Here is a 21,600-nt window from a genome sequence, read left to right as displayed (position 1 = left end):
CGGGCGGGCCGATCACTTCTGGGCGTGCTCGCCCACGTAGAACAGCAGCCAGACGAAGCCCGCGAAGAGATGCGTCGCGAAGACGTACACGAAGACGCGCAGGGCGACGCCGCGCTCCTTCCAGCGCTCGCTCTCGCTCATCCGGGCTCCTCGGGTGTCACAGCGTACGGGGTACGTCGGTCCAGAGTACGGGCGGAATACGACCGAGGTCGCTCCCGTTACCCTGATAGTTTAAGGTTCAACCAACTGGAACTCTGGAGGCGAACGCGATGCAGTTCGGGATCTTCACCGTCGGCGATGTGACGACCGACCCGACCAACGGCCGCACCCCGACCGAGCACGAGCGGATCAAGGCGACGGTCGCGATCGCGCTGAAGGCCGAGGAGGTCGGACTGGACGTCTTCGCGACCGGTGAGCACCACAACCCGCCGTTCGTGCCGTCGTCCCCCACGACCCTGCTGGGGCACATCGCGGCGCGGACCGAGAACCTGATCCTGTCCACGTCCACGACGCTGATCACCACCAACGACCCGGTGAAGATCGCGGAGGACTACGCGTACCTCCAGCACCTCGCCGACGGCCGCCTCGACCTGATGATGGGCCGCGGCAACACCGGACCGGTCTACCCGTGGTTCGGGCAGGACATCCGCCAGGGCATCCCGCTCGCCATCGAGAACTACGCCCTCCTCCACAAGCTGTGGAGGGAGGACGTCGTCGACTGGGAGGGCCGGTTCCGCACGCCGCTCCAGGGCTTCACGTCCACGCCGCGGCCGCTGGACGGCGTCCCGCCGTTCGTGTGGCACGGGTCCATCCGCTCGCCGGAGATCGCCGAGCAGGCCGCCTTCTACGGCGACGGCTTCTTCCACAACAACATCTTCTGGCCGGCCGAGCACACCCGGCAGATGGTCGAGCTGTACCGGAAGCGGTACGCGCACTACGGGCACGGCACCCCGGAGCAGGCCATCGTGGGCCTCGGCGGACAGGTGTTCATGCGCAAGAACTCGCAGGACGCGGTGCGCGAGTTCCGGCCGTACTTCGACAACGCGCCCGTCTACGGACACGGCCCGTCGCTGGAGGACTTCACCCAGCAGACCCCGCTGACCGTCGGCTCCCCGCAGGAGGTCATCGAACGGACCCTGTCCTTCCGCGAGACCGTCGGCGACTACCAGCGCCAGCTGTTCCTCATGGACCACGCCGGCCTGCCGCTCAAGACCGTACTGGAGCAGCTCGACATCCTCGGCGAGGAGGTCGTCCCGGTCCTGCGCAAGGAGTTCGCGAACCTGCGGCCCGCCGGGGTCCCGGACGCGCCCCTGCACCCCGCCGTCGCCGCCGCTCGTGCGACCGGCAAGGAGGCCTGACCATGGAGCAGTTGAAGCTCGTGGCCATATCCGCCGGACTGAGCAGCCCCTCGTCCACCCGGCTGCTCGCCGACCGCCTCGCGGAGGCGGTACGCGGCGAACTCGCCGAGCAGGACCGCAAGGTGGAGGTCGAGGTCGTCGAGCTGCGCGACCTGGCCGTCGCCATCGCCAACAACCTGGTGACCGGCTTCCCGCCGCCCGCGCTGGGCGCCGCGATCGGCGCGGTGACGGACGCGGACGGGGTGATCGCCGTGACGCCGGTCTTCACGGCCTCGTACAGCGGGCTGTTCAAGTCCTTCTTCGACCTGATCGACCCGAACGCCCTGACCGGAAAGCCGGTGCTCATCGCGGCGACGGGCGGCACCGCCCGTCACTCGCTCGTCCTCGAGCACGCCCTGCGGCCGCTCTTCGCCTACCTGCGGGCCCTGGTCGTACCGACCGCCGTGTACGCGGCGTCGGAGGACTGGGGCTCGGGCGGCGACGAGTACACCGAGGGCCTGCCCGCGCGGATCCGGCGGGCCGGCGGCGAGCTGGCCGGGCTGATGGCGGCCCGGCCGGCGCGGGAGGCGGACGAGGCCGACGAGGTGACGGACTTCGAACGGCAGCTCGCGGACCTCCGCTTCGACTGATCCGAGGCGGCGGCGGTGACCCGCCGCCTCACCGCTCCACCACATCCGCCACCACACACCCCACGCTTGTCCGGCCCGCCCGCCTCGTTCGCCGGCGCGATCAGGGCTCGTACCGCCTCCTCGGGCTCGGGGACAATCACCGTCACGCGGCGCAGGTCCGTTTCCGGGACGACCGTGAACGGGTCGTCGAAGCAGAGGAGACAGCGGTCCCCTGCCCGGGTCGTCGTAGCGCCGCAGGGTCTTCGCTGACGGCCGGGAGGCCCGTGCGAAAGCTCCGATGGCCAGCAGCGACGCCATGCCCGATCCCCGCCCTCTTCCTCGTACCGGGCGCCTCGTCCGGCCCCGCCGATGCCGGGGCTCCCCCCGCCGGGAAGGTCGAGCAGGGAGTCGAACTCGGCGGCGGCCCGTGGCTCCATCCCCCGCGGAGCCACAGGCCGCCGTCGCCCCCGGCCCGCGTCCCTCACTTGCGGTTGTAGAGGCGCATCGTCACCGCGCCGAAGACGACCACGAAGGCCGCCGACCAGCCCAGCGACCAGGCGATGTCCGCCGTGGGCCAGTTGCCCGCCATCAACTCCCTCACCGCGGTGGCCAGATGGGTGACAGGGCTGTTGTTGACGAACGCCTGCAGCCAGCCCGGCATGGTCTTCGGATCGACGAAGACGTTGCTCAGAAAGGTCAGCGGGAAGATCACCATCATGCTGACGCCCATCACGGACTTCTCCGTGCGCAGCAGCAGGCCGAACATCGTCCAGATCCAGGAGAAGGCGAAGGAGAACACCATCAGCAGCGCGACACCGAGCAGGATGCCGACGACGCCGCCTTCCGGGCGGTATCCGATGACGACTCCGACCGTCAGCATCACGACGGAGGCGATGAAGTAGCGGACGACATCGCCGAGGAGGTAGCCGACCATCGGGGCGGGGCGCCAGATCGGGAGCGTACGGAAGCGGTCGAACACGCCTTTGTCGATGTCGGTGTTGATCGCCACTCCCGTGTACATCGTGATCATCACGACGCTCATCACGAGGATGCCGGGCAGCAGGAACTGGATGTACGCGTCGACCGAGCCGGCCAGCGCCCCTCCGAAGAGGTAGGTGTACATCAGCACCATCATGATCGGGAACGCGGTCACGTCGAAGAGCTGCTCGGGCACATGCTTGATCTTGAGCATGGCCCGCCAGCCGAAGGTGAGCGACGCGGAGAGCGCGCTCGGCCGCGGCGGGCGGTCCTTGGCGACGAGCAGGGCCGCCAGGTCCTCGGCCTTCGGGGCGACGAGGGCGAGGTCGTCGGCTTCCTTGGTGGCCACGGTGCTCATGCCACGGTCTCCTTCGTGTCCGCCACCGCGGTGGCCTTCTTGTCGGTGAGGGCGAGGAAGACCTCGTCCAGGCTGGGCTGGCCCAGCGCGAAGTTGTCGACGGTGATGCCCGACCTGGCCAGCTCGGACAGTGCCCGCGCGGCCTGCTCGGCCGCGCCCAGCTCGGTGCCGTGGCCGTTGACCCTGGCCGTCAGGGCGACCGGGTCCGGGTCCAGCTGGACCACCGCGTTCAGCGCGGCGGTCAGCACGCGCTCGGCGTCCGGGCGCTGGTCGGCGTCCCGCAGTCGCACATGGACCGCTCCGGAGCCGACGGATGCCTTCAGCTCGCCCTTCGTGCCCTCGGCGATCACCCTGCCGTGGTCGATGACGGCGATGCGGGACGCCAGCTGGTCGGCCTCGTCCAGGTACTGCGTGGTCAGCAGCACCGTCGTGCCCTGCGACACCACGGCCCGCACGATGTCCCACACCTGGTTGCGGCTGCGCGGGTCCAGGCCGGTCGTCGGCTCGTCCAGGAACAGCAGGTCCGGGGTGTTGAGGATGGACGCGGCGATGTCGATACGGCGCCGCATACCGCCCGAGTAGTTCTTCACCTGCCGGTCGGCCGCCTCCGACAGCCCGAAGGCGTCCAGCAGCTGCCCGGCCCGCTCCCGGGCGGCCGGCTTGCGGTGGCCGAGCAGCCGGGCGAGCAGCAGCAGATTCTCGGTGCCGGTGAGGTCCTCGTCCACCGAGGCGTACTGTCCGGTGAGGCTCACCCGGCTCCGTACGGCGTCGGCGTCGTGCAGCACGTCCTTGCCGAAGACCCGCGCCTCGCCGCCGTCCGGCCTGAGCAGGGTGGCCAGCACCTTCACCGTGGTCGTCTTGCCGGCGCCGTTCGGCCCCAGGAGGCCGTAGACGGTGCCGGCGGGCACGCGGAGATCGACGCCGTCGACGGCGCGGTTCTCACCGAACGTCTTCACCAGGCCCGTCGTCTCGATGGCCAGATCTGTACTCATCGTCGGGTTTCCTCGGTTCCTTCGGCGGCTCGGTCGGGGCGGAACGGTCTTCCAGGAGGTGCAGACTCCCGCCGTTGCACAAACTCACCGCATGAAGCCCGGTGAAAACCGGACGCCGCGCGGCCGCCGGATCGGATCCGGCGGCCGCGCGGTGGGCCGGGTGAGGACGGGCAGGTCAGCTCTGCAGGTCAACCCCGCAGGTCAGTCCCGCACGTCAGTCCTCGTGTGTATAGAGGTAGTAGAAGGTGACGCAGAACGTGGCCGCCGCGAGCACCAGGGCGAGCACCGTCACCGTGAGGATGCTGCGCCCGCTCAGGCTGTACAGGTAGCCGACCGCGATGCCTGTCAGCGACGCGTACGCCGCCGCGCGCAGCTCACGGGGCAGCGACTGCTGGAAGCGGCCCAGCGCGAAGCACAGCCCCGCAAGCACCAGGCCGGAGACGAAGCCGATCACGAGTTGTGCCCCGACGGACGCCCCGGCCTCACGCGTCATGAACGACGTGTAGAAGCCGTAGATCACGCCGATGGTGAGGGGCAGCGCCCATCCGAGAGTGCCGTGGTGCCGGGCCGGTACCGCCGCATGTGCCATGGCAGAGCTCCTTCCGCTCCAACCGCTACTCCCCCACCAGCGGACACCCGCACGGCGCACGTGGCAAGTGGATCAGGCGGTCCCGTCCGCGGTGGTGCCGCCGGCCGCGGGGCGGACCGCCACCGCGTCGATCTCGAAGAGCATCCCGGGCAGCGCCGGCGAGGCGACCCCGTTGAGCGTCCGGGCCGGCAGCCGCTCGCCCAGCGCGGCGTGCAGCGCCTCGCCGAGGATCTCCAGCTTCTCCAGGTCGTGCTCCACGATGTACGAGCCGAGGCGTACGACGTGCTCGAAGCGGAGCCCGACCGCGGCCGGCGCGGTGCGCAGATCGGCGAAGGCCCGCTCGACCCGGGCCGCGAAGTCGCCGGGACGACCTGTCCGGTCCCGTCGGATGCGTACTGGCCCGCGATGTGGACCGTCTCGCCGGGGGCGGAGGCGGCATGGCTGTAGCCGAAGGGGACGGGGTTGTGCAGGCCGGACGGGTTGGTGAGGGTCCGGTTGTCGCTCATGACGTGATGTCCTTTCGGAGATGGCTGCTGCCGCCACAGGGCGCGGCCCGCGCGGCCGGCAATGGCACCGGTGCCGGTGCCGGCCGGGGGGCGTCGGTCGCGGCGGCCCGGGGCAAGGCGGCCGGCCGGCGGTCATGTGCCCACGAGCCGACTGCGGATCTGCTCCGGCGCGGCAGGTGCCCGGCTTCCGCGTGCTCCCGCACCGCGTCCGGCGTCCGGCCGGCCGGTCCACGCCGCCAAGCGAGCTCGGCGCGCCCATCGCCCGGGCGACGGCGCACCGGGGAGCCGGTGCGTCCGCGGACCCGGCTCCCGGCCCCTGCCGCCGGATCTCCGGGCGAGGGCCTGGAGCTGCTTGCTGAGACGGGCGGGAGGCAGGTCGTGGTACGCCGCCGGCCGGGCAGCCGTGACCGCACGCTCGGGACCGACCCGGGCCAGGTCGAGGCAGCTCTGCAGCGCCCACTCGACGCCCTCGCCCCTCCTCATGTCCTGGATGTTAGATATCCAGGATTTCCGGTGCACGGGATGCGAGATCGGCAAGCGTCCTCAGCGCCCGCGCCAGTTCGTCCGCCGGCGGCGACGCCAGCCCGATCCTGACCGCGTCCGGCGCCGGGTGCGCGCCCGCCGCTCCCCCTGCTCCCGCCACGCCCACCGCGAACGCCGAGCCCGGCGTCACCGCGATCCCGCGCTCGGCGGCGGCCGCGACGAAGGTCTCCGCCCGCCAGGGAGCGGGCAGCCGCCACCAGCAGAAGTACGCGCGCGGGTCGGTGCCGATGTCGAAGCGGCCGAGGCACTCCCGCACCAGCAGGTGGCGCGCCGCCGCGTCCGCCCGCTTGGCCTCGGCCACCGCCGCCACGATCCCGTCGTCCGACCATCGCGTGGCCGCCGCGAGGCTGTAGCCGGCGGCGGTCCAAGCGCCGGACCGCAGCGCCCGCACGAGGGCTTCCCGGTGCCCCTCGGGCGGAACGAGATAGCCCAGCGTCAGCCCGGGCGCGAGCCGCTTGGACAGGCTGTCGACCAGGACGGTCCGCCCGGGCGCGTGCGCCGCGAGCGGGGCCGGGCCTTCCGGCGCGAGGAACGCCCAGGTCGTGTCCTCTATCGCCGCGAGCCCCAACCCGTCGAGTGTCGCCGCCAGTTCGGCCCGCCGCGCGGTCCCCGCCGTCACCGTCAGCGGATTGTGCAGGGTCGGCTGTACGTAGACGGCGGCCAGCGGCGCCCCGCGGTGAGCCGCGGCAAGCGCGTCCGGACGCATGCCCTCCGCGTCGAGCCCGATCGGCACGAGGCTCGCGCCGAGCCGTTCCGCGACCACTTTGACCAGCGGATACGTCAGCGACTCGACGCCGAGGCGACCACCGGGCGGCACGAGCGAGGAGATCGCGGCGGCGATCGCCTGGCGGCCGTTGCCGGCGAAGAGCACCCGGTCCGGGTCGGGCGCCCAGCCGTTCCTGGCGAGCACGGCGGCCGCCGCGCGGCGCGCCTCGGGCGTGCCGTCCGGCGCGGCAGGCCTGGTCGCCTCTGCGAGCACATCGGGTCGGGCCAGGGCCGCGAGCACGCGCGCCATCAGCCCCGACTGACCCTCCACCACCGGGTAGTTGAGCTCCAGGTTGACCGGGGCGTCGCCGACCGCCTCGGCGAGCGCGGGCCCGGGCAGCAAAGGCGCCGACCGTACGAACGTCCCGCGTCCCACCTCGCCCACCGCGAGGCCCCGTCGCACGAGTTCGCCGTACACCCGGATCGCCGTCGAGGGCGCGATCCGGCGCCTGCGCGCGTACGTCCGCTGCGGCGGCAGCCGGTCGCCGGGCCGCAGCCGCCCCTCCGCGATGTCGTACGCGATCTCGTCGGCGAGCCGCCGGAAGTCCTGCATCTCCGCCTCCCAGGATTGCACCGAGAGCAAAGATCTTATTGCACCGAGGAGTTGAGGCGCCTAGCGTCGGGTGCATGCCCTCCGCACTCATCGCCACCCGCACCGACGACCTGACCGACGACCTCACTGACGGCCTCACCGTCGGATACGACGACAAGGGTTCCGGCCCGGCGCTCGTCCTGGTCCACGGCCATCCCTTCGACCGCTCGATGTGGGCCCCGCAGCTCGCCGCGTTCTCGGCCACGCACCGGGTCATCGCCCCTGACCTGCGCGGTTACGGTGCCTCCACCGTCGTCCCCGGTACGACGCGCCTCACCGACTTCGCCACCGACCTGGCCGCCCTCCTCGACCGGCTCGGCGTGCCCCGCTTCGTCCTCGGCGGCCTCTCCATGGGCGGCCAGATCGCGATGGAGTGCTACCGCCTCTTCCCCGAACGCATCACCGGCCTCGTCCTCGCCGACACCTTCCCGGCCGCCGAGACCGAGGAGGGCAAGGTGTGGCGCGACGCCATGGCGGACCGGCTCGTCAGGGAGGGGATGCGGGGGTACGCGGACGAGGTGCGGGACACGATGGTGGCGCCGTACAACACCGCGGCCTCGGAGACCGTCCACCGGATGATGCTCGCCGCCCCGCCGGAGGGCGCGGCGGCCGCGCTGCGCGGGCGCGCCGAGCGCCCGGACTACCGCGAGCTGCTCACGCGGGTCCCGGTCCCGGTGCTGGTGGTCGTGGGCCGCGACGACGCGTACACCCCGGTGGCCGATGCCGAGGCGATGCACGCGGCGATCCCGGACTCCACGCTGTGCGTGATCGAGGGGGCGGCCCATATGCCGAATCTCGAGCGGCCGGAGGAGTTCGACGCGGCGCTGCGGGCGTACCTCGAACGGCTCAGCTGAAATATCCGATCCGCATTCCCGGCCGCATGCTGGCGCCATGAGCCAGAACACAGCACCGACCTCTCCCGGGACCTCCGGGACGAGCGCCAAGAGCGGCTGGGCCGAGGGCGGCACACTCTTCGCCGGCATCCTGCTGGCGGTCGTCGGAGTGATCGGCATCCTCGAGGGGATCGCCGGCATCGCAGAGGACGACGTGTACGTCCGCATCGGCAGCTACATCTACTCCTGGGACCTCACCGCCTGGGGCTGGATCCATCTGATCATCGGGATCCTCGCCGTCATCGCGGGCTTCGGCATCCTCAAGGGCATGGAATGGGGCCGGGCCCTGGGTATCGCCCTGGCATCGCTCAACATCATCCTCCAGTTCCTGTTCCTGCCCTACGCACCGGTGTGGGCGATCTTCTCGATGGCCATCTCGGTGTTCGTGATCTGGGCGCTGGCGACGGACAAAACCCCTGCCAAGGTCTGAGGGACGCGGGGTACCGTCCCCGCATGCCCCGTTCCGCCGCGCCCGTGTTCCTCGCGCCCCTGCCCCGGTCCGGCACGGCCGAACTCCTCGGCCGGGCGGCCGCGTGGCGGGGGTTCGAGGTGGCCACGGCGCCCGGGCAGGTGCGGGGGCGTGACGTCCACCGGTACGGCGGCCCGCTCGCGGCCGACCGGATCGGCGGGCCGCTCGGGCTCGGCCTGCTGGAGCCCTCCGACGACTGGCTGACGTCGCTCCCGTACGAGCTGACGCGGCGCCGCATCCGGCTGACCACGCCGGCCGACGCCTGGACGCTGACCTCGCGGTCGTTCGTCAAGCCACCGTCCGACAACTCGGTCCCGGCCGCGGTGTACGAGGACGGGACCTGCCTGCCGCGCACGGGTGAGCGCATCGGGCCCGGGACGCCCGTACTCGTCTCCGAGGTCGTGGACTTCGCGGCGGAGTACCGGCTGTTCGTGCTGGACGGCGAGGTCGTCACCGGCAGCCGCTACGCCGTGCACGGCCGCCTCGACCCCGCACCGGTCGACGCCGACGCCTGCGCCTTCGCCCGCGGCGTACTCGCGGCGGCGCGCGGGACGCTGCCCAGCGCGGTGGGCGTCGGCATAGGGCGGCTCGGGGACGGGCGGTGGGCGGTCGTGGAGGCCAACATGCCGTGGTTCGCGCAGAGCTACGCCGCCGAGCCCGCCGCGATCCTCGAGGTCGTCGTCCGCGCGGCCGGCCCCGCCGACGGGTCGCGCCGATGGATGTCCGGTATCTCCGGGGACCTGCGCCCGCCGGTGCCGGGCACACGCCTCGATGAGGGACACCCGGGCCACCCGGCGGCACCGGGGCCAGGTGCTCGCCCCCTACTCGCCGTTGGCCAGGACGTCGAACTCGTGCGCGTCGTGCGACGAGAAGATGCGGACCAGCCGCGGATGCGCGCGGCGCAGCTGCATCAGCCGCTCCAACTGACTCAACCGCAGCTCGTGGTCGTCCGCGACGAGCCGCTGGTGCAGCGCGAGCGCCCGCGGGCAGCGTGGCCGGCGGAGATCGATCTCACCGTGGAAGAAGTACGCGTCGCCCGCGTGCAGCAGCCAGCGGTCCGGCTCCTGGACGGCGACCGCACTGTGGCCACGGGTGTGGCCCGGCAGCGGCACCAGCAGGATGTCGGGAGCGCGCAGCACACGGGACGCGGGGAAGCCGAACCAGTCGAAGTCAGCGGTGTCGTGGACGATCCAGTCCACGCCGTGCGCCCACTGGGCGGGCAGATAGCGGTTCGCCTCGAGGCGGGTGTCACGGCGCATCGCCGACCGGTACTCGTCGGCCATCACGTGCACCCGGGCGTGCGGGAAGTCGGCGATGCCTCCGGCGTGATCCAGGTCGAGATGGGTGATGACGATGTCGCTCACGTCGTACGGGTCGTAGCCGAGCGCCCTCACCTGATGTACGGCCGTACGGGACAGATCGAGCTCGGGCCGCAGCGTGTGGCGGAACAGCGCACCGAGCCGCCGCGGTTCCGAGACCTCCGCAGCACCCAGACCGGTGTCGACGAGCACCAGCCCGCTGCCGGTCGCGATCAGCAGGCAGTGCGAGACGAGCGGAGCGCCGCCGAGAGGGCGCATGGGTGCGCAGTCGAGGTGGTGAATGGTCAGCGAGGAACGCCGCTGAGGGGTGGGGGTGGTACGCACAGACATCTGTGCCTCCTGCTGCCAGGGGGAGACCCGGCGGGAGGCCGGGCTGGGAGAGGATGGTCGCGGTACTGACGTGGATGCGTGCATCTCGCCCCGCCTCCCGTTCAGTTGTGCCACTTACACCGTAAGTATGAAGAGGAGAGAAGCACTTACGCTGTAAGTCGTCAAGCGTTACCGCGCGTAGCCACCCGAAAGAGGAGCCACCATCCATGGCCCACGGATCAGGACGCGAACTGCCCCGACCCCGCGAACCGTTGACCCGGGAGCGCATCGTCGGAGCAGCACTGGTGATCATCGACGAGGAGGGGGTCGACGGACTGTCCATGCGCCGGATCGCCGCCCGCCTCGGGGTGCAGGCGATGTCGCTGTACAACCACGTACAGGGCAAGTCGGACATCCTGGACGGAGTCACCGAGTACGTCACGACGCAGATGCGCATGCCTCGGCGGATGACGGGAAGCTGGGAGGACGGCGTCCGCTCGATCGCGTACACCTTCCGGCAGGCGGCGCTGCGGCACCCGCGCGCGTGCGAACTGGTCCTGCTGCGCCAGCTGTCGACGCCGACGGCACTCGCGCCCGTCGACACGATGCTCGCGATGATGCTCGACCACGGCTTCGACGAGGAGACGGCGGTGCACGCGCTGCGGCTGTTCATCTCCTTCCAGGTCGGCTCCCTGCTGTGGCACGTCCATACGTCGCCGTCGGGCGCCGGCCGCGATCCGGCGGCGATACGGGAAGCCCGCACCGCGTACTTCGCGGGCTCGGGCTTCCCCGCCGTGGCGAAGGTCGCGCCGATCCTCGCGGTGAACGACCACGAGGCGGACTTCGCGTTCGGCGTCGAACTCCTGATCGACGCGCTCCGGAGCCTCGCTCCGGTCCGCGACCGGGCCTCCGCGCCCGCTGCGGTCCCGGTGCCGGACGGCGGGCCTCAGCGCCGGACGGTCTGAGGTCTGCCCGGCACCGCCCCTGCGGCCCGGGGTCCGTCCTCAAACGCCCGGACCGGCTCGGTATGCGCCCCGTACCGGCAGGAGGGACCAGGGTGTCCGGCGCAACCCGGACGGGCCGGGCCTGGGCCTGAGGGCCTGAAGGCTTGCCCCCGGCCCCACACGCCCGAGTGGCCGAACGCCGCGCGCCGGCGCAGGCTTGGGCGTATGAGAACGGCCCGAGGCGCCTCGCGCGCCCGCAACGCACTCATAGGCGTCGCCACCGCCGTACTGATCGCGGCGGGAGCCACTGCCTGTTCCGACACCGACCAGACACCCGAGTCCCTCGCCTCGAAGGCGAGCGAGGCCATCGCGTCCGCGACGGCCCGGCTGTCCGACATCCAGGGCGGCTTCAACGCCAAGGGCGACGTGAAGGCGGGCGCCACCGAGAACAAGGACGGCCGTGCCGTCTCCGAGATCACGGCGACCAACAGCTCGGGCGGCACCACGGACTACACGATCCAGGTGAACTTCAAGGACGCGGACGGCAACCTCCTCGACGCCGCGGTCGTCACCATCACCGACGTCCCGGCAGGGGGCTCGAAGACGGGCGAGGCGCGCAGCAACCGCGATCTGTCCGGCACCCCGGAGGCCGAGATCGCCCGGGCGGTACGGCACTGAGGCACGGACGGCGGTGGCCGCAGAACTCTTCCCGGGCGCCGACCGTTCGACGGGCATGGACCCTCTCGACACCGGCCGGGCGAGGCAGTCCACCACGGACCCCGCCTCTGCGGCACGGACGGCGGCGCGAACGACGTGGACGGCGCGGACGGCACGCCCGGCCCGGACCGCAACCGCCTGGTCCGCCGGGCTGCTGCTCGCCGCAGTCGCCGTCGTCGTCGGCTGCCGAGCCGCCGGAGTGGACGCGTACACGCCCGTTCCGCAGCTCCTCGCGTTCCTGCCCTGGCTGCTGGTGCCCGCCGGGCTCGCCCTGCTCCTCGCCGCGCTGGCCCGGCACCGCGTGCTCGTCGTGTGCGCGGTCGTGGTCCTGGCCGTGACGGGCTGGTACGTGCGGCCGTACGGGGCGGGAGCGACCCACCCGCGCGGCCCCGCCGTCGCCCAACTCCGGGTGCTCACAGCGAACGTGGAGTTCGGGCAGGCCGCCTTGGACCTCATCGACACCGTCCGCCGGGAGAAGCCGGACCTGGTGTTCGTCCAGGAGTGCGCCCGCGCCTGCAGCGACGCCCTCGCCGCCCGGATCCCGCGCGCCGACTACCCGTACCGGCACGTCGTCGAGGGCGATCTCGCCCATGGCTCCGCGATCCTCTCCGTCCATCCGCTCAGGAACAGCCCGGGCATTCCCGGCGAGCTGGCCATGCCGGGGGCCGAGGCGCGGATCGGGGGCCGGGCGGTCCGGTTGCAGCTCGCACATCCGCTGCCGCCCATCCCCGGCGGCATCGGGTCCTGGCGCGAGGACCTCGGCCGGGTGCGCGCGTACGCCGCCGACAGCAGGGGCACGCCCACGATCCTCGCGGGCGACTTCAACGCCACCCAGGACCACGCCGCCTTCCGCGGCATCCTCGACGCCGGGGCCCTGCACGACAGCGCCCGCGTCGCCGGGGCCTTCCGCACCCCCACCTGGCCCGCGACGAGCCCCCGTCCTTTCGGCGCGCAGATCGACCACGTGCTGGTCAGCGACGACTTCGGGGTCCTGGACGCCAGGATCCTCGACTTCGCCGACACCGACCACCGTGCCCTGCTCGTACGCCTCGAACTGCACGGAGGCTGACCGTATGGCGCAGGAACGCGGACCGCTCTCCCCGCCCCCGTGGCTGGTCAGGGGCCTGCGCCCGCAGCCCGCGCCCATCCCCTGGGCCGCCGTGGTCCGTGCGTCCGTCGCGCTGTCGGCGCCCCTCGCGGTCGGCTTCGCCACCGGCCGGCCGGTGTACGGGGCACTCGTGTCGATGGGCGCCCTGACCGGGGTGATCGGCGACACCGCTGACGCGTACCGGATGCGGATCTTCAACATCGCGGTCCCGCAGCTCTTCGGCGCCGTCGGCGTCACCCTCGGCACACTCGTGTACGGCCAGGGCTGGCTCGCCGTCGGCGTCCTCACCTTCGTCGCGCTCGTCTCCGGGATGATCTCGTCGATCGGTGCGGTCGCCTCCGTGTCCGGTCTGCTGCTGCTGCTCAACGCGGTGGTCGGGTCCGGCCTGCCGCTGCCCGGCCCCTGGTGGATGGCGCCGCTGCTGCTCGCCCTGGGCGGCTGCGTGGTCCTCGCGCTCGCCCTCCTCGGCTGGCCGCTGCGCGGCGGCGTGCCCGAGCGGGCGGCGGTCGCCGCCACCTATCGCGCGGTCGCCGACCTCCTCGAAGCGGCGGGCGGCGACATCGGCACCTACGACACCCGCCGGCAGGCGGCCACCGAATCGCTCAACACCACCTACGACGTGATGCTCGCCCGCCGCACCCGCGACCACGGCCGCAACCCGTCCCTCACACGGCTGCTCGCACAGCTCAACGCCGTCATCCCCGTCGTCGAGGCCGCCCCGGCCGCCCATCAGCGGGGACGCCCGGTGCCCGCAGCGGTCCCCGCCGCCGTGAGGACCCTCGCGGATGCCGTCGAGGAGGGCCGCACCGGCGACCCCGGCCTCGCTCTGCCGCCTCCCCGCACCACCGCCGAACGGGCCGTGGACGAGGCCGTGCGCCACGCGGCCACGGTCGTCCACGCGGCCGACCCGGACCCGAACAACGTGGACGACCGTCTCGGCCGCCCCGCCGCCCTGCGCATCCGGGCCCGCCGCACTGCCCGCAACGTGCTGCTCTCCGAGGCCTCCTGGCGCTACGGGCTCCGGCTCGCCCTGTGCATCGGCCTCGCCCAGGCCCTGGTCTCGCTGGTCGCGCTGGACCGCTCGTACTGGGTCGCGCTGACCGTCACCTTCGTCCTCAAGCCCGACTTCGGCTCGGTCTTCTCGCGGGCCGTCGCGCGGGGTCTGGGCACGGCGGCGGGGCTGGTGGTGGCCGCGGCCGTGCTGGCGGAGGTGCCGCGGGGGTGGTGGGACGTGCCGGTGATGATGGTGCTCGGCGCGCTCATCCCGGCGTTCTCGGCGAAGGGGTACGCCTTCCAGACCGCGGCGATCACCCCCGTGATCCTGCTCCTCTCCGACCTGATCAACCGGCAGGGCACCGGCCTGATCCTGACGCGGCTCGTCGACAGCCTCATCGGCTGTGCGATCGCGCTGGTCGCGGGTTATCTGCTGTGGCCGGAGAGCTGGCACACGCGCATCGGCGACCGGCTCGCCGACGCCGTCGCGGACGCGGCCCGCTACGTGGAGCTGTCCTTCGCGGCGGACGCCGGCCAGGGGATGCGCGCGCGGTCGCGACGGCGGCTGTACCGGGAGCTCTCCGCCGTGCGCTGCGAATTCCAGCGGGCCCTGACCGAGCCGCCGCCGACCGGGACCCGTGCGACCGCGTGGTGGCCGCTCGTCGTCGCCGTCGAGCGCATCGCCGACGCGACGACCGCGGCGCGGGTCCGCGTCAGGCACGGGGCGCCGCCCCCTGCCCCCGCGGAGGTCGCGGAGGTCGTCCACCACCTGCGCGAACTGTCCGACGGCCTCCGCTCCAGCAAGGAGCTCTACGAGGTACGGGCCGACCTCCACGGCGACGAGCGCAGCGTCCTCTCCGCGCTCCGCCAGGAAGTGACGGCAGCCCGTGCCATCGCGTCGCCCCGCGGCGGCTAGGGGCGCCTGCGGGGGGCCTTCTCCCTGCCCCGCCCCTTCCCGAACCGGGGGTGAGCCCCCAGCCCCCGCCGGGGCTTCGCCCCGGACCCGCTCCCGGGGGCTCCGCCCTCGGATCCCCGCTCCTCAAACGCCGGAGAGGATGAATTTCCGGGACTCCGCAGCGATGGGAGCATCCCCGGGCAAAGCCCTGGGGAAGGGTGGGCACCACCGACCCACCGGCCCGCACCCGCACACTGAGCCCGTCCAGCGCGCGAGGACAGCACAGGGGCACCCTTACAGCCCGTTCGGCGCTTGAGGAGAGACACCCCCACCCCGCCCGGCGGCACCGCGGGCATTCCCAGCCCTCCGGCGCAGGAGAACAGCACCGAGGCGTTTCCAGCCCGTCCGGCGCCTCAGGACAGCACGGGGGCGAGGACGGACGCCCGCCCCGCCCGGCGGTACCGTGCACGCCCTGCGCGGGGGCCGCGGCGCCTACCCCGGGCGCCCGTGCAGGCGGTCCAGGTCGCGGCGGTCGCGCTTCGTCGGACGCCCGCCCCGCCCGGCGGTACCCTGCACGCCCGCGCGGGGGTCGCGGCGCCTACCCCGGGCGCCCGTGCAGGCGGTCCAGGTCGCGGCGGTCGCGCTTCGTCGGGCGGCCCGCGCCGCGGTCGCGGACGCCCATCGGCGCCACGAGCTCGCGCGGCGGAGGCGGCGGGCTGTTGTCCACATAGCACTTCACCGCCGCGGGCGCGCCCACCCGCTTGCGGATCACCCGCGAAACGACGACGATCCGCTCCCGCCCCGCGTGGAACAGCCGCACCTCGTCCCCCGTCGTCAGCGCATGCGCGGGCTTGACGCGCTCGCCGTTCACGCGGACATGGCCGCCGCGGCAGGCCGCCGCCGCCTGGGAGCGGGTCTTGGTGAGCCGAACGGACCAGATCCAGCTGTCGACCCGTACGGTCCCCTCGGCCCCTGCCGGCCCCGCGGGCCCTTCGTGATCCGCCATACGACCGACTGTACGTGGGAGGACTACGATGCGCTCCGTCCCCCGGGCGCGGAAGGATCGCTTCAGCTCGGCGAACGAATCCTGATACATCGCCATATGCCCTGCCACACAAGGACATTCGATGAGCAGCAACTCCGGCAGAGGGCTCCAGCCCAATGTCCTCGGTACGTTCGACACGATCGTGATGGCCATCGCGGGCAGCGCTCCCGCGTACTCGCTCGCCGCCACCACCGCGGTCCTGGCCGGAGCCGCCGGGCTGGCGAGCCCCGCCGCGCTCCTGTACTGCGCGATACCCATGTTCGGCATCGTCCTGGCGTTCAGCCGCCTCGGGCGGATAGACGTCAACGCGGGAGCGAGCTACTCCTGGGTGGGCCGCACACTCCACCCCTTCCTCGGCTTTCTCTCCGGCTGGGCCCTGGTCGTCTCCGCGACGATCTTCATGGTGGCCGGCTCACTGCCGGCCGGCGCGATGACCCTCGCGCTCTTCGACCCGGGCCTCGCCGACAACACCTTGCTCGCCACGGTCGTCGGTGCCGGCTGGTTCCTCGTCATGCTGCTCGTCGTCCTCGGCGGCGCCCGGCTGACCGTAAGGGCGCAGCTGTTGATGACCGGCGTCGAGCTGGTCCTCCTCGTGCTCTTCCTCCTCGCGGCCCTGCTGCACAAGGGCGCCGCGCACGCCTTCGACTGGTCCTGGCTGGGCTTCTCGCACTTCGACGGGGCCTCCGGCTTCGCCTCGGGCGCCCTGATCGCCGCGTTCTACTACTGGGGCTGGGACGTCACCAGCAACCTCAGCGAGGAGACCCGTAACAGCCGCAGGACCGCGGGGCTCGCCGCCCTCGTCGGCGTCGGTGTGGTCTTCCTGCTCTTCGAGGCCGTCACGATCGCCGTGAACGTCATCCTCAGCTCCGAGCAGATCCAAGAAGGCAGCGGAAACGTCCTCGGCGTGCTCGGCGACGAGATCTGGCCCGGCGTCGGCGGAAAACTCCTGATCGTCGCAGTGATGCTGTCGACGGTTGCGACGCTGGAGACGACCCTGATCCAGGTCACGCGCTCGCTCTTCGCGATGGGCCGCGACCGTACGATGCCGCCCGCGCTCGGCACGGTGCACCGCCGCTGGAACACGCCCTGGGTGGCGATCGCCGTCGTCGGGGTGGTGGCCCTCGCGATGTTCGCCGCCGCGACCGCCCTCGGCTCGGTCGGCCAGATCCTCAGCGACGCGGTCAGCGCGATCTCGCTGCAGATCGCCGTCTACTACGGCCTCGCGGGAGTCGCCGCGGTCGTCGCGTACCGCAAGATGCTGCTGACAACGGTGTCAAACTTCCTCCTCGGCGGGCTGTGGCCGCTCCTCGGCGCCGCTTTCATGTTCTGGACGTTCTTCGCCTCGCTCAGCGAGCTCAGCGGCGTCGCGATCGCGATCGGTCTGGGCGGGCTGGGGGTCGGCCTGGTGCCGATGCTCTGGTACTGGCGGCGGGGGAGCGCCTACTACCGGCCGGCGAAGCTCGACGCGGTCCGCGCGATCGAGGTGGAGCAGCCGTACGCGGATGCCGCATCGGGCCGCCCCGATGCCGCCCGCGACGCCCTGGCCACCGACTTCTGAACACCCCCAGCAGTAGGCAGACCTCCCCCTACGCCCTGCGGCGTGGGGGGACCCGAGAAAGCAGGCACCCCCCATGGCCGCTGCTCGCCGCCGCTTCGAGCCCGTCTTCGACCCCGACTCCGGCGACCGCGCGCTCACCGAGGCCCGCCACGACATCGTGATCGGCCGCTGGCAGGGCGTACGGGATCTGCTGCACGCCACCGGCGCCGACTGGCCGCGCCGCACGCACCGGGTGCGCCAGCTGTCGCATGCGGCGGCGGGTTCGTCGGCGGTCGAGGCGTGGCGCGCGGCCGAACCCGACAACCCGGACGCGGCCGTGCTGCGCGCCGCGACCGAGGTGGTCAGGGTCTTCGACCAGGCCATCGCGGCGGGCCGGGGCGCCGGGATCGACCGAGCCCGGCTCGACGTGGCGGTGATGGTCTGCCTCGGCGCGGCGGAGTCGGCGCCGGCCGACCCGATGCCCTGGGTGTCGCTGCTGACGGTGGCCCGGCTGTACGAGGGCGGGGTGGGGCGGCGCGAACTGCGCGGCTGGTGGGACGAGTTGCGCCGTCGCGACCCCGACAACGTCGAGGGGCATGTGCAGTTGCTGCGCTACTGGTCGGCGCGGTGGCACGGCACCCACGGCGCGATGTACGACGTCGCGCGTGACGCGGCGGGCGCGGCGCCGTCCGGATCCCCGCTCCCGGTCCTGGTGCAGATCGCGCGCGTGGAGGAGTTCCGGTACGTCGCCGAGGGCTCCCTGGGCCGCGGCCGCAGGCACGGGGACTCCCCGGACTACGGCCAGCACTGGAAGCACGAGCTGGCCGTGACGGAGGTGCGGCGCACCTGGGAGCGGTGGATCGGCGGCCGGGAGAACGGCCCCGTGCTCCCGGAGGAGATCCCCGAACTCAACTATCTGACGCACGCGGCCTGTTACGCCGGGGAGACGGAGCTCGCCCGCGGACTGTTCGGGATGCTGGGCACGCGGGCGGCGCGGGTGCCGTGGTCGTACACGGGCGACCCGGCGGAGCAGTTCGTACGCTTCCGCAAGGCGACGGGTCTCGACTGACGCCTTGCGGTGGGCGCGGGCTCCTCCCCGTGGGCCCGGCGGGAGCGGCCGGGCCCACGGGGGTCACTGGAGTCAGACGCCGATGTCGCGGCCGTCCTTGCGGTAGACGGCGACAACCGACGGGCGCACGATCTTGCCCGGTCCGTCGGGCCACACCGACGCGGGCTTCTCGACGGTCGCGCCGTCGAGCTCGCCCGGGTGCTGCACGGCGACGATGACGCGGCGGTCCTGGATGATCGGACCGCAGGTCTCGGCGCCCTTCGGAACGGTGAGGAACTGCTTCAGCTCACCGCGCCGCTCGCCCTGTGTGGCGACACCGAACAGGCCGTCGTGCGAGCCGAGCTGGGCGCCGTCGGTGGATATCCACAGGTTGCCGTGCGGGTCGAAGGCCACGTTGTCCGGGCAGGAGATCGGGCTGACCGTCTCCTTGGGGTAGCCCGCGAAGTACGTGGCCGGGTCCTCCGGGTCACCCGCGACCAGGAAGAGCCGCCAGGCGAAACCGTCGCTCGTCGGGTCGTCCCAGTGCTCGGCGAGCTCGAGGATCTGGCCGTGCTTGTTGAGGTTGCGCGGGTTGGCCTCGTCCGCGCCGGCCTTGCCGGGCTTGCCGCGGTCGGTGTTGTTCGTCAGCGCGACGTACACGCGTCCGGTGCGGGGGCTCGGCTCGACGTCCTCGGGGCGGTCCATCTTGGTGGCGCCGACCTTGTCACCGGCGAGGCGGGTGAAGACGTACACCTCCTCGGCGGTCATGCCCTCGACGTGCGAGACATCGCCGGTGGCCAGCGGGATCCACACGCCGGCGCCGTCGAACTCGCCGTCGTTCGGGAGCTTGCCGGTGCCGTCGATCTCGGCGGCCGGGGAGTCGCCGGTGAGCTTGGCGACGTACAGGGTGCCCTCGTCGAGCAGGGTGAGGTTGTGCTCGCGGGCGGCGCGCGAGTCGCCCTTCTTCATCCGCTTCGACGAGACGAACTTGTAGAAGTAGTCGAAGCGCTCGTCGTCGCCCATGTAGACGACCGGGCGGCCGTCACGAGTGAGGCGGGGCTGCGCGGCCTCGTGCTTGAAGCGGCCGAGGGCGGTGCGCTTGCGGGGCGTGGAGTCGGGGTCGTAGGGGTCGAGCTCGACGACCCAGCCGAAGCGGTGCGACTCGTTGGGCTCCTGGGCGGCGTCGAAGCGCTTGTCGAAGCGCTCCCACTTGCGCTCGGTGGCGCCGGTGCCGAGGCCGTAGCGCTTGTCGGTGGCGCTGGTGCCGTTGGCGAAGTACTGGTTGAAGTTCTCCTCGCCGTGGAGCGTGGTGCCCCAGGGAGTGGTGCCGCCGGCGCAGTTGTTGAGCGTGCCGAGGACCTTGGTGCCGGTCGGGTCGGCGGAGGTCTTGAGCAGATCGCTGCCCGCGGCCGGGCCGGTGAGACGGAACTCGCTCGTCGCGGTGAGGCGGCGGTTGAGCCAGTGGCGGGTGACGGGCGTGAGCTTGCCGCTCTTGCGCTCCTCCTGGACCACGACGACGGAGAGGCCGTGGGCCGCCCAGGCGATCTCGACCTGCTCGCGGGTGGGGTTGGCCGGGTCGTAGCCCTTGAACATCAGGACTTCGTCCGTGTACTCGTGGTTGGCCACGAGGACCTGGCGGCCGTGCTCGCGCAGCGGGAGCAGGCTCAGGAAGTCGTTGTTGTAACCGAACTGGCCGGCCTGCGCCTTGGCGGTCTGCTTGTCGGCGTCGAAGGCCGGGGCGCCGCGGAGGATGGGCTCACCCCAGCGGATGACGACATTCTGGGTGTAACCCTCAGGAACGGTCACCTGGTCGGCGGTGTTCGGCGCGACCGGTGTGAAGCGGAGACCACGGGCGCCGGAACCGGTGCTGCCGTGGCTGGTGCCGGCAGCGGCGGCGGCCGTCGCCGCCTGCGCGGGCGACGCGCCCTGCGTGACGACGGCACCGCCCGCGGCGGTGGCGACGGTCACGACGGCGGCGGCGCGCATCATGGAACGGCGGGAGAGCGCACCGGCGATGATGTCGCCGGCGTACTCGTTTCCACTGGTGTTCGGCACCTCGTGGAAGCAGGCGTCACCACAGCGGTAACGGCAGGTGAGGGCGGACCGGCCGCCCGCGTGGTTCGTACCCAGGAGCGGCAGCAGTTTGCGCACTTCTTCCCCCAGACCTCTCGGCGCACTCTGCGCCGACATCGTGTCGGAATATGTCCGGCCGCGACGCTAGGGGCACACATGTGCACTGCGGCGGCGGTCAAGTGAACACGGAATGAATGCGGGTCGACCGGGGCGGCCTTGACACCGGAGGGGGTTGCCGAGCTCACGCGCGGGCGGCCGCTAACCTTACGTGTCCGTCGTGGCCAGGGATGCGGGGCTGCCGCCCCAACGTCCTCGGACCGGACATGGATCGCACCCAAATCACGCGAAAGGCCTCGCCCATGGGCATTCGGAGCTTGCTGCGCAAGGTGTTCGGACGCGAGCGTACGGAGCCGTCGTCCTCGGCCGCCTCGACAACGACCCAGGCCCCCGCCGCCGTCCCGTCCCAGGCCGAGGCCCCCGACGGGACCGCCTCCCCGGAGGATCGCGCGGCGGACCTCGTGGCGGCGTCCTTCGACAACCCGACGCCGCGCGCGGCGATCCCGTCGGCGAGGACGACGGAGGAATCGGCGCACACGACCGAGCAGGTGACGGCGGACGGGGGCGAGCACGCCGTCACCCCCTCCGGGGAACCGGAGCCCGCCGAGGATCGCGCGACCACGGACGCCGAGGCCGCCCCGCAGGCGGACGCGGAGCCCGCCACCGAGCCGGAGCCGGCTGAGTCCCGCGACGCGAAGCCCACCAAGGACCACGTGGCCACCGACACCGGCACCGAAACCGCCCCACAGGCGGACGCGGAGCCCGCCACCGAGCCGGAGCCGGCTGAGTCCCGCGACGCGAAGCCCGCCAAGGACCACGTGGCCACCGACACCGGCACCGAAACCGCCCCACAGGCGGACGCGGAGCCCGCCACCGAGCCGGAGCCGGCTGAGTCCCGCGACGC

18 protein-coding genes and 3 pseudogenes are annotated in these 21,600 nt (G+C 72.5%); 12 read left to right on the top strand and 9 right to left on the bottom strand.

From position 1 onward, the window contains the following. Nucleotides 1–12: 12 nt before the first annotated feature. Entirely contained in the window at nt 13–141 is a 129-nt protein-coding gene (locus ACWCP0_RS09830) for a DUF6126 family protein (protein WP_451078336.1), read from the bottom strand. A 128-nt stretch (nt 142–269) separates the two neighbouring features. Between ACWCP0_RS09830 and ACWCP0_RS09825 the strand changes: the two genes are divergently transcribed. Further along, the gene (locus tag ACWCP0_RS09825) at nt 270–1,358 is read left to right on the top strand and encodes an LLM class flavin-dependent oxidoreductase (protein ID WP_451078335.1); all 1,089 of its coding nucleotides are present in this window, start codon (nt 270–272) and stop codon (nt 1,356–1,358) included. Nucleotides 1,359–1,360: 2 nt separating this feature from the next. After that, on the top strand, nt 1,361–1,987 hold the full coding sequence (locus ACWCP0_RS09820) for an FMN reductase (RefSeq protein WP_451078334.1): 627 nt from the start codon (nt 1,361–1,363) through the stop codon (nt 1,985–1,987). A gap of 460 nt (nt 1,988–2,447) precedes the next feature. Here ACWCP0_RS09820 and ACWCP0_RS09815 read toward each other — a convergent pair whose 3' ends face one another. The 5 genes and pseudogenes from ACWCP0_RS09815 to ACWCP0_RS09795 all read right to left on the bottom strand — a co-directional run bounded on the left by ACWCP0_RS09815 (nt 2,448) and on the right by ACWCP0_RS09795 (nt 7,250). Further along, the gene (locus ACWCP0_RS09815; RefSeq protein WP_451078333.1) at nt 2,448–3,302 is read right to left on the bottom strand and encodes an ABC transporter permease; all 855 of its coding nucleotides are present in this window, start codon (nt 3,300–3,302) and stop codon (nt 2,448–2,450) included. Continuing rightward, nucleotides 3,299–4,294, bottom strand: a complete 996-nt coding sequence (locus ACWCP0_RS09810; protein WP_451078332.1) for an ATP-binding cassette domain-containing protein — start codon at nt 4,292–4,294, stop codon at nt 3,299–3,301. The genes ACWCP0_RS09815 and ACWCP0_RS09810 overlap by 4 nt, the downstream gene beginning before the upstream one ends. A 214-nt stretch (nt 4,295–4,508) precedes the next feature. Further along, the gene (locus ACWCP0_RS09805) at nt 4,509–4,883 is read right to left on the bottom strand and encodes a hypothetical protein (protein ID WP_451078331.1); all 375 of its coding nucleotides are present in this window, start codon (nt 4,881–4,883) and stop codon (nt 4,509–4,511) included. A gap of 72 nt (nt 4,884–4,955) precedes the next feature. Beyond that, nucleotides 4,956–5,389 (bottom strand): annotated as a pseudogene (locus ACWCP0_RS09800) (RidA family protein). 493 nt (nt 5,390–5,882) lie between these two features. Next, the gene (locus ACWCP0_RS09795) at nt 5,883–7,250 is read right to left on the bottom strand and encodes an aminotransferase-like domain-containing protein (RefSeq protein WP_451078543.1); all 1,368 of its coding nucleotides are present in this window, start codon (nt 7,248–7,250) and stop codon (nt 5,883–5,885) included. A 74-nt stretch (nt 7,251–7,324) separates the two neighbouring features. Between ACWCP0_RS09795 and ACWCP0_RS09790 the strand changes: the two genes are divergently transcribed. From ACWCP0_RS09790 to ACWCP0_RS09780, 3 genes and pseudogenes are all read left to right on the top strand, one after another. Next, nucleotides 7,325–8,143, top strand: a complete 819-nt coding sequence (locus ACWCP0_RS09790) for an alpha/beta fold hydrolase (protein WP_451078330.1) — start codon at nt 7,325–7,327, stop codon at nt 8,141–8,143. 37 nt (nt 8,144–8,180) lie between these two features. After that, nucleotides 8,181–8,612: a DUF7144 family membrane protein gene (locus ACWCP0_RS09785; RefSeq protein WP_451078329.1), complete on the top strand. Its 432-nt coding sequence runs from the start codon at nt 8,181–8,183 to the stop codon at nt 8,610–8,612. Nucleotides 8,613–8,635: 23 nt separating this feature from the next. After that, nucleotides 8,636–9,265: pseudogene (locus ACWCP0_RS09780) on the top strand (ATP-grasp domain-containing protein); the annotation flags it as partial. A 207-nt stretch (nt 9,266–9,472) separates the two neighbouring features. On the opposite strand, the gene ACWCP0_RS09775 reads toward ACWCP0_RS09780, so the two are convergent. Beyond that, nucleotides 9,473–10,300, bottom strand: a complete 828-nt coding sequence (locus ACWCP0_RS09775; protein ID WP_451078328.1) for an MBL fold metallo-hydrolase — start codon at nt 10,298–10,300, stop codon at nt 9,473–9,475. 206 nt (nt 10,301–10,506) lie between these two features. Here ACWCP0_RS09775 and ACWCP0_RS09770 point away from each other — a divergent pair, with 206 nt between their 5' ends. The 4 genes from ACWCP0_RS09770 to ACWCP0_RS09755 all read left to right on the top strand — a co-directional run bounded on the left by ACWCP0_RS09770 (nt 10,507) and on the right by ACWCP0_RS09755 (nt 14,957). Beyond that, on the top strand, nt 10,507–11,244 hold the full coding sequence (locus ACWCP0_RS09770; RefSeq protein ID WP_451078327.1) for a TetR/AcrR family transcriptional regulator C-terminal domain-containing protein: 738 nt from the start codon (nt 10,507–10,509) through the stop codon (nt 11,242–11,244). 204 nt (nt 11,245–11,448) lie between these two features. Further along, nucleotides 11,449–11,901: an FxLYD domain-containing protein gene (locus ACWCP0_RS09765; protein WP_451078326.1), complete on the top strand. Its 453-nt coding sequence runs from the start codon at nt 11,449–11,451 to the stop codon at nt 11,899–11,901. 55 nt (nt 11,902–11,956) lie between these two features. Continuing rightward, nucleotides 11,957–13,009 carry an endonuclease/exonuclease/phosphatase family protein gene (locus ACWCP0_RS09760; protein WP_451078542.1) on the top strand — a complete coding sequence of 351 codons (1,053 nt, stop codon included), beginning with the start codon at nt 11,957–11,959 and terminating at the stop codon, nt 13,007–13,009. A 4-nt stretch (nt 13,010–13,013) separates the two neighbouring features. Continuing rightward, complete coding sequence (locus tag ACWCP0_RS09755) at nt 13,014–14,957, top strand: FUSC family protein (protein ID WP_451078325.1); 1,944 nt, start codon at nt 13,014–13,016, stop codon at nt 14,955–14,957. Nucleotides 14,958–15,534: 577 nt separating this feature from the next. On the opposite strand, the gene ACWCP0_RS09750 is transcribed toward ACWCP0_RS09755, so the two are convergent. Beyond that, the gene (locus tag ACWCP0_RS09750) at nt 15,535–15,942 is read right to left on the bottom strand and encodes an RNA-binding S4 domain-containing protein (protein WP_451078324.1); all 408 of its coding nucleotides are present in this window, start codon (nt 15,940–15,942) and stop codon (nt 15,535–15,537) included. Nucleotides 15,943–16,063: 121 nt separating this feature from the next. Between ACWCP0_RS09750 and ACWCP0_RS09745 the strand changes: the two genes are divergently transcribed. After that, nucleotides 16,064–17,539 (top strand): APC family permease, encoded by a 1,476-nt coding sequence (locus ACWCP0_RS09745; RefSeq protein WP_451078323.1) that lies wholly within the window; start codon nt 16,064–16,066, stop codon nt 17,537–17,539. 73 nt (nt 17,540–17,612) lie between these two features. After that, nucleotides 17,613–18,587: a hypothetical protein gene (locus tag ACWCP0_RS09740; protein WP_451078322.1), complete on the top strand. Its 975-nt coding sequence runs from the start codon at nt 17,613–17,615 to the stop codon at nt 18,585–18,587. A gap of 72 nt (nt 18,588–18,659) precedes the next feature. On the opposite strand, the gene ACWCP0_RS09735 is transcribed toward ACWCP0_RS09740, so the two are convergent. Continuing rightward, the gene (locus ACWCP0_RS09735) at nt 18,660–20,717 is read right to left on the bottom strand and encodes a PhoX family protein (RefSeq protein ID WP_451078541.1); all 2,058 of its coding nucleotides are present in this window, start codon (nt 20,715–20,717) and stop codon (nt 18,660–18,662) included. 281 nt (nt 20,718–20,998) lie between these two features. Here ACWCP0_RS09735 and ACWCP0_RS09730 point away from each other — a divergent pair. Beyond that, nucleotides 20,999–21,600, top strand: a pseudogene (locus ACWCP0_RS09730) (hypothetical protein); the annotation flags it as partial.

The sequence above is a fragment of the Streptomyces sp. NPDC001970 genome, assembly GCF_053594115.1.
The sequence above is the reverse complement of the archived record's forward strand: the minus strand, read 5'-3'. Positions and strand labels throughout refer to the sequence as shown.

Bases quoted from the DNA above. Each gene is read 5' to 3' on its own strand.
- ACWCP0_RS09770 (WP_451078327.1), top strand. From the start codon at position 10,507: ATGGCCCACGGATCAGGACGCGAACTGCCCCGACCCCGCGAACCGTTG.
- ACWCP0_RS09790 (WP_451078330.1), top strand. From the start codon at position 7,325: ATGCCCTCCGCACTCATCGCCACCCGCACCGACGACCTGACCGACGAC.
- ACWCP0_RS09755 (WP_451078325.1), top strand. From the start codon at position 13,014: ATGGCGCAGGAACGCGGACCGCTCTCCCCGCCCCCGTGGCTGGTCAGG.
- ACWCP0_RS09825 (WP_451078335.1), top strand. From the start codon at position 270: ATGCAGTTCGGGATCTTCACCGTCGGCGATGTGACGACCGACCCGACC.
- ACWCP0_RS09750 (WP_451078324.1), bottom strand. From the start codon at position 15,942: ATGGCGGATCACGAAGGGCCCGCGGGGCCGGCAGGGGCCGAGGGGACC.
- ACWCP0_RS09760 (WP_451078542.1), top strand. From the start codon at position 11,957: ATGGACCCTCTCGACACCGGCCGGGCGAGGCAGTCCACCACGGACCCC.
- ACWCP0_RS09810 (WP_451078332.1), bottom strand. From the start codon at position 4,294: ATGAGTACAGATCTGGCCATCGAGACGACGGGCCTGGTGAAGACGTTC.
- ACWCP0_RS09745 (WP_451078323.1), top strand. From the start codon at position 16,064: ATGAGCAGCAACTCCGGCAGAGGGCTCCAGCCCAATGTCCTCGGTACG.
- ACWCP0_RS09785 (WP_451078329.1), top strand. From the start codon at position 8,181: ATGAGCCAGAACACAGCACCGACCTCTCCCGGGACCTCCGGGACGAGC.
- ACWCP0_RS09795 (WP_451078543.1), bottom strand. From the start codon at position 7,250: ATGCAGGACTTCCGGCGGCTCGCCGACGAGATCGCGTACGACATCGCG.
- ACWCP0_RS09775 (WP_451078328.1), bottom strand. From the start codon at position 10,300: ATGTCTGTGCGTACCACCCCCACCCCTCAGCGGCGTTCCTCGCTGACC.
- ACWCP0_RS09765 (WP_451078326.1), top strand. From the start codon at position 11,449: ATGAGAACGGCCCGAGGCGCCTCGCGCGCCCGCAACGCACTCATAGGC.
- ACWCP0_RS09815 (WP_451078333.1), bottom strand. From the start codon at position 3,302: ATGAGCACCGTGGCCACCAAGGAAGCCGACGACCTCGCCCTCGTCGCC.
- ACWCP0_RS09820 (WP_451078334.1), top strand. From the start codon at position 1,361: ATGGAGCAGTTGAAGCTCGTGGCCATATCCGCCGGACTGAGCAGCCCC.
- ACWCP0_RS09805 (WP_451078331.1), bottom strand. From the start codon at position 4,883: ATGGCACATGCGGCGGTACCGGCCCGGCACCACGGCACTCTCGGATGG.
- ACWCP0_RS09740 (WP_451078322.1), top strand. From the start codon at position 17,613: ATGGCCGCTGCTCGCCGCCGCTTCGAGCCCGTCTTCGACCCCGACTCC.
- ACWCP0_RS09830 (WP_451078336.1), bottom strand. From the start codon at position 141: ATGAGCGAGAGCGAGCGCTGGAAGGAGCGCGGCGTCGCCCTGCGCGTC.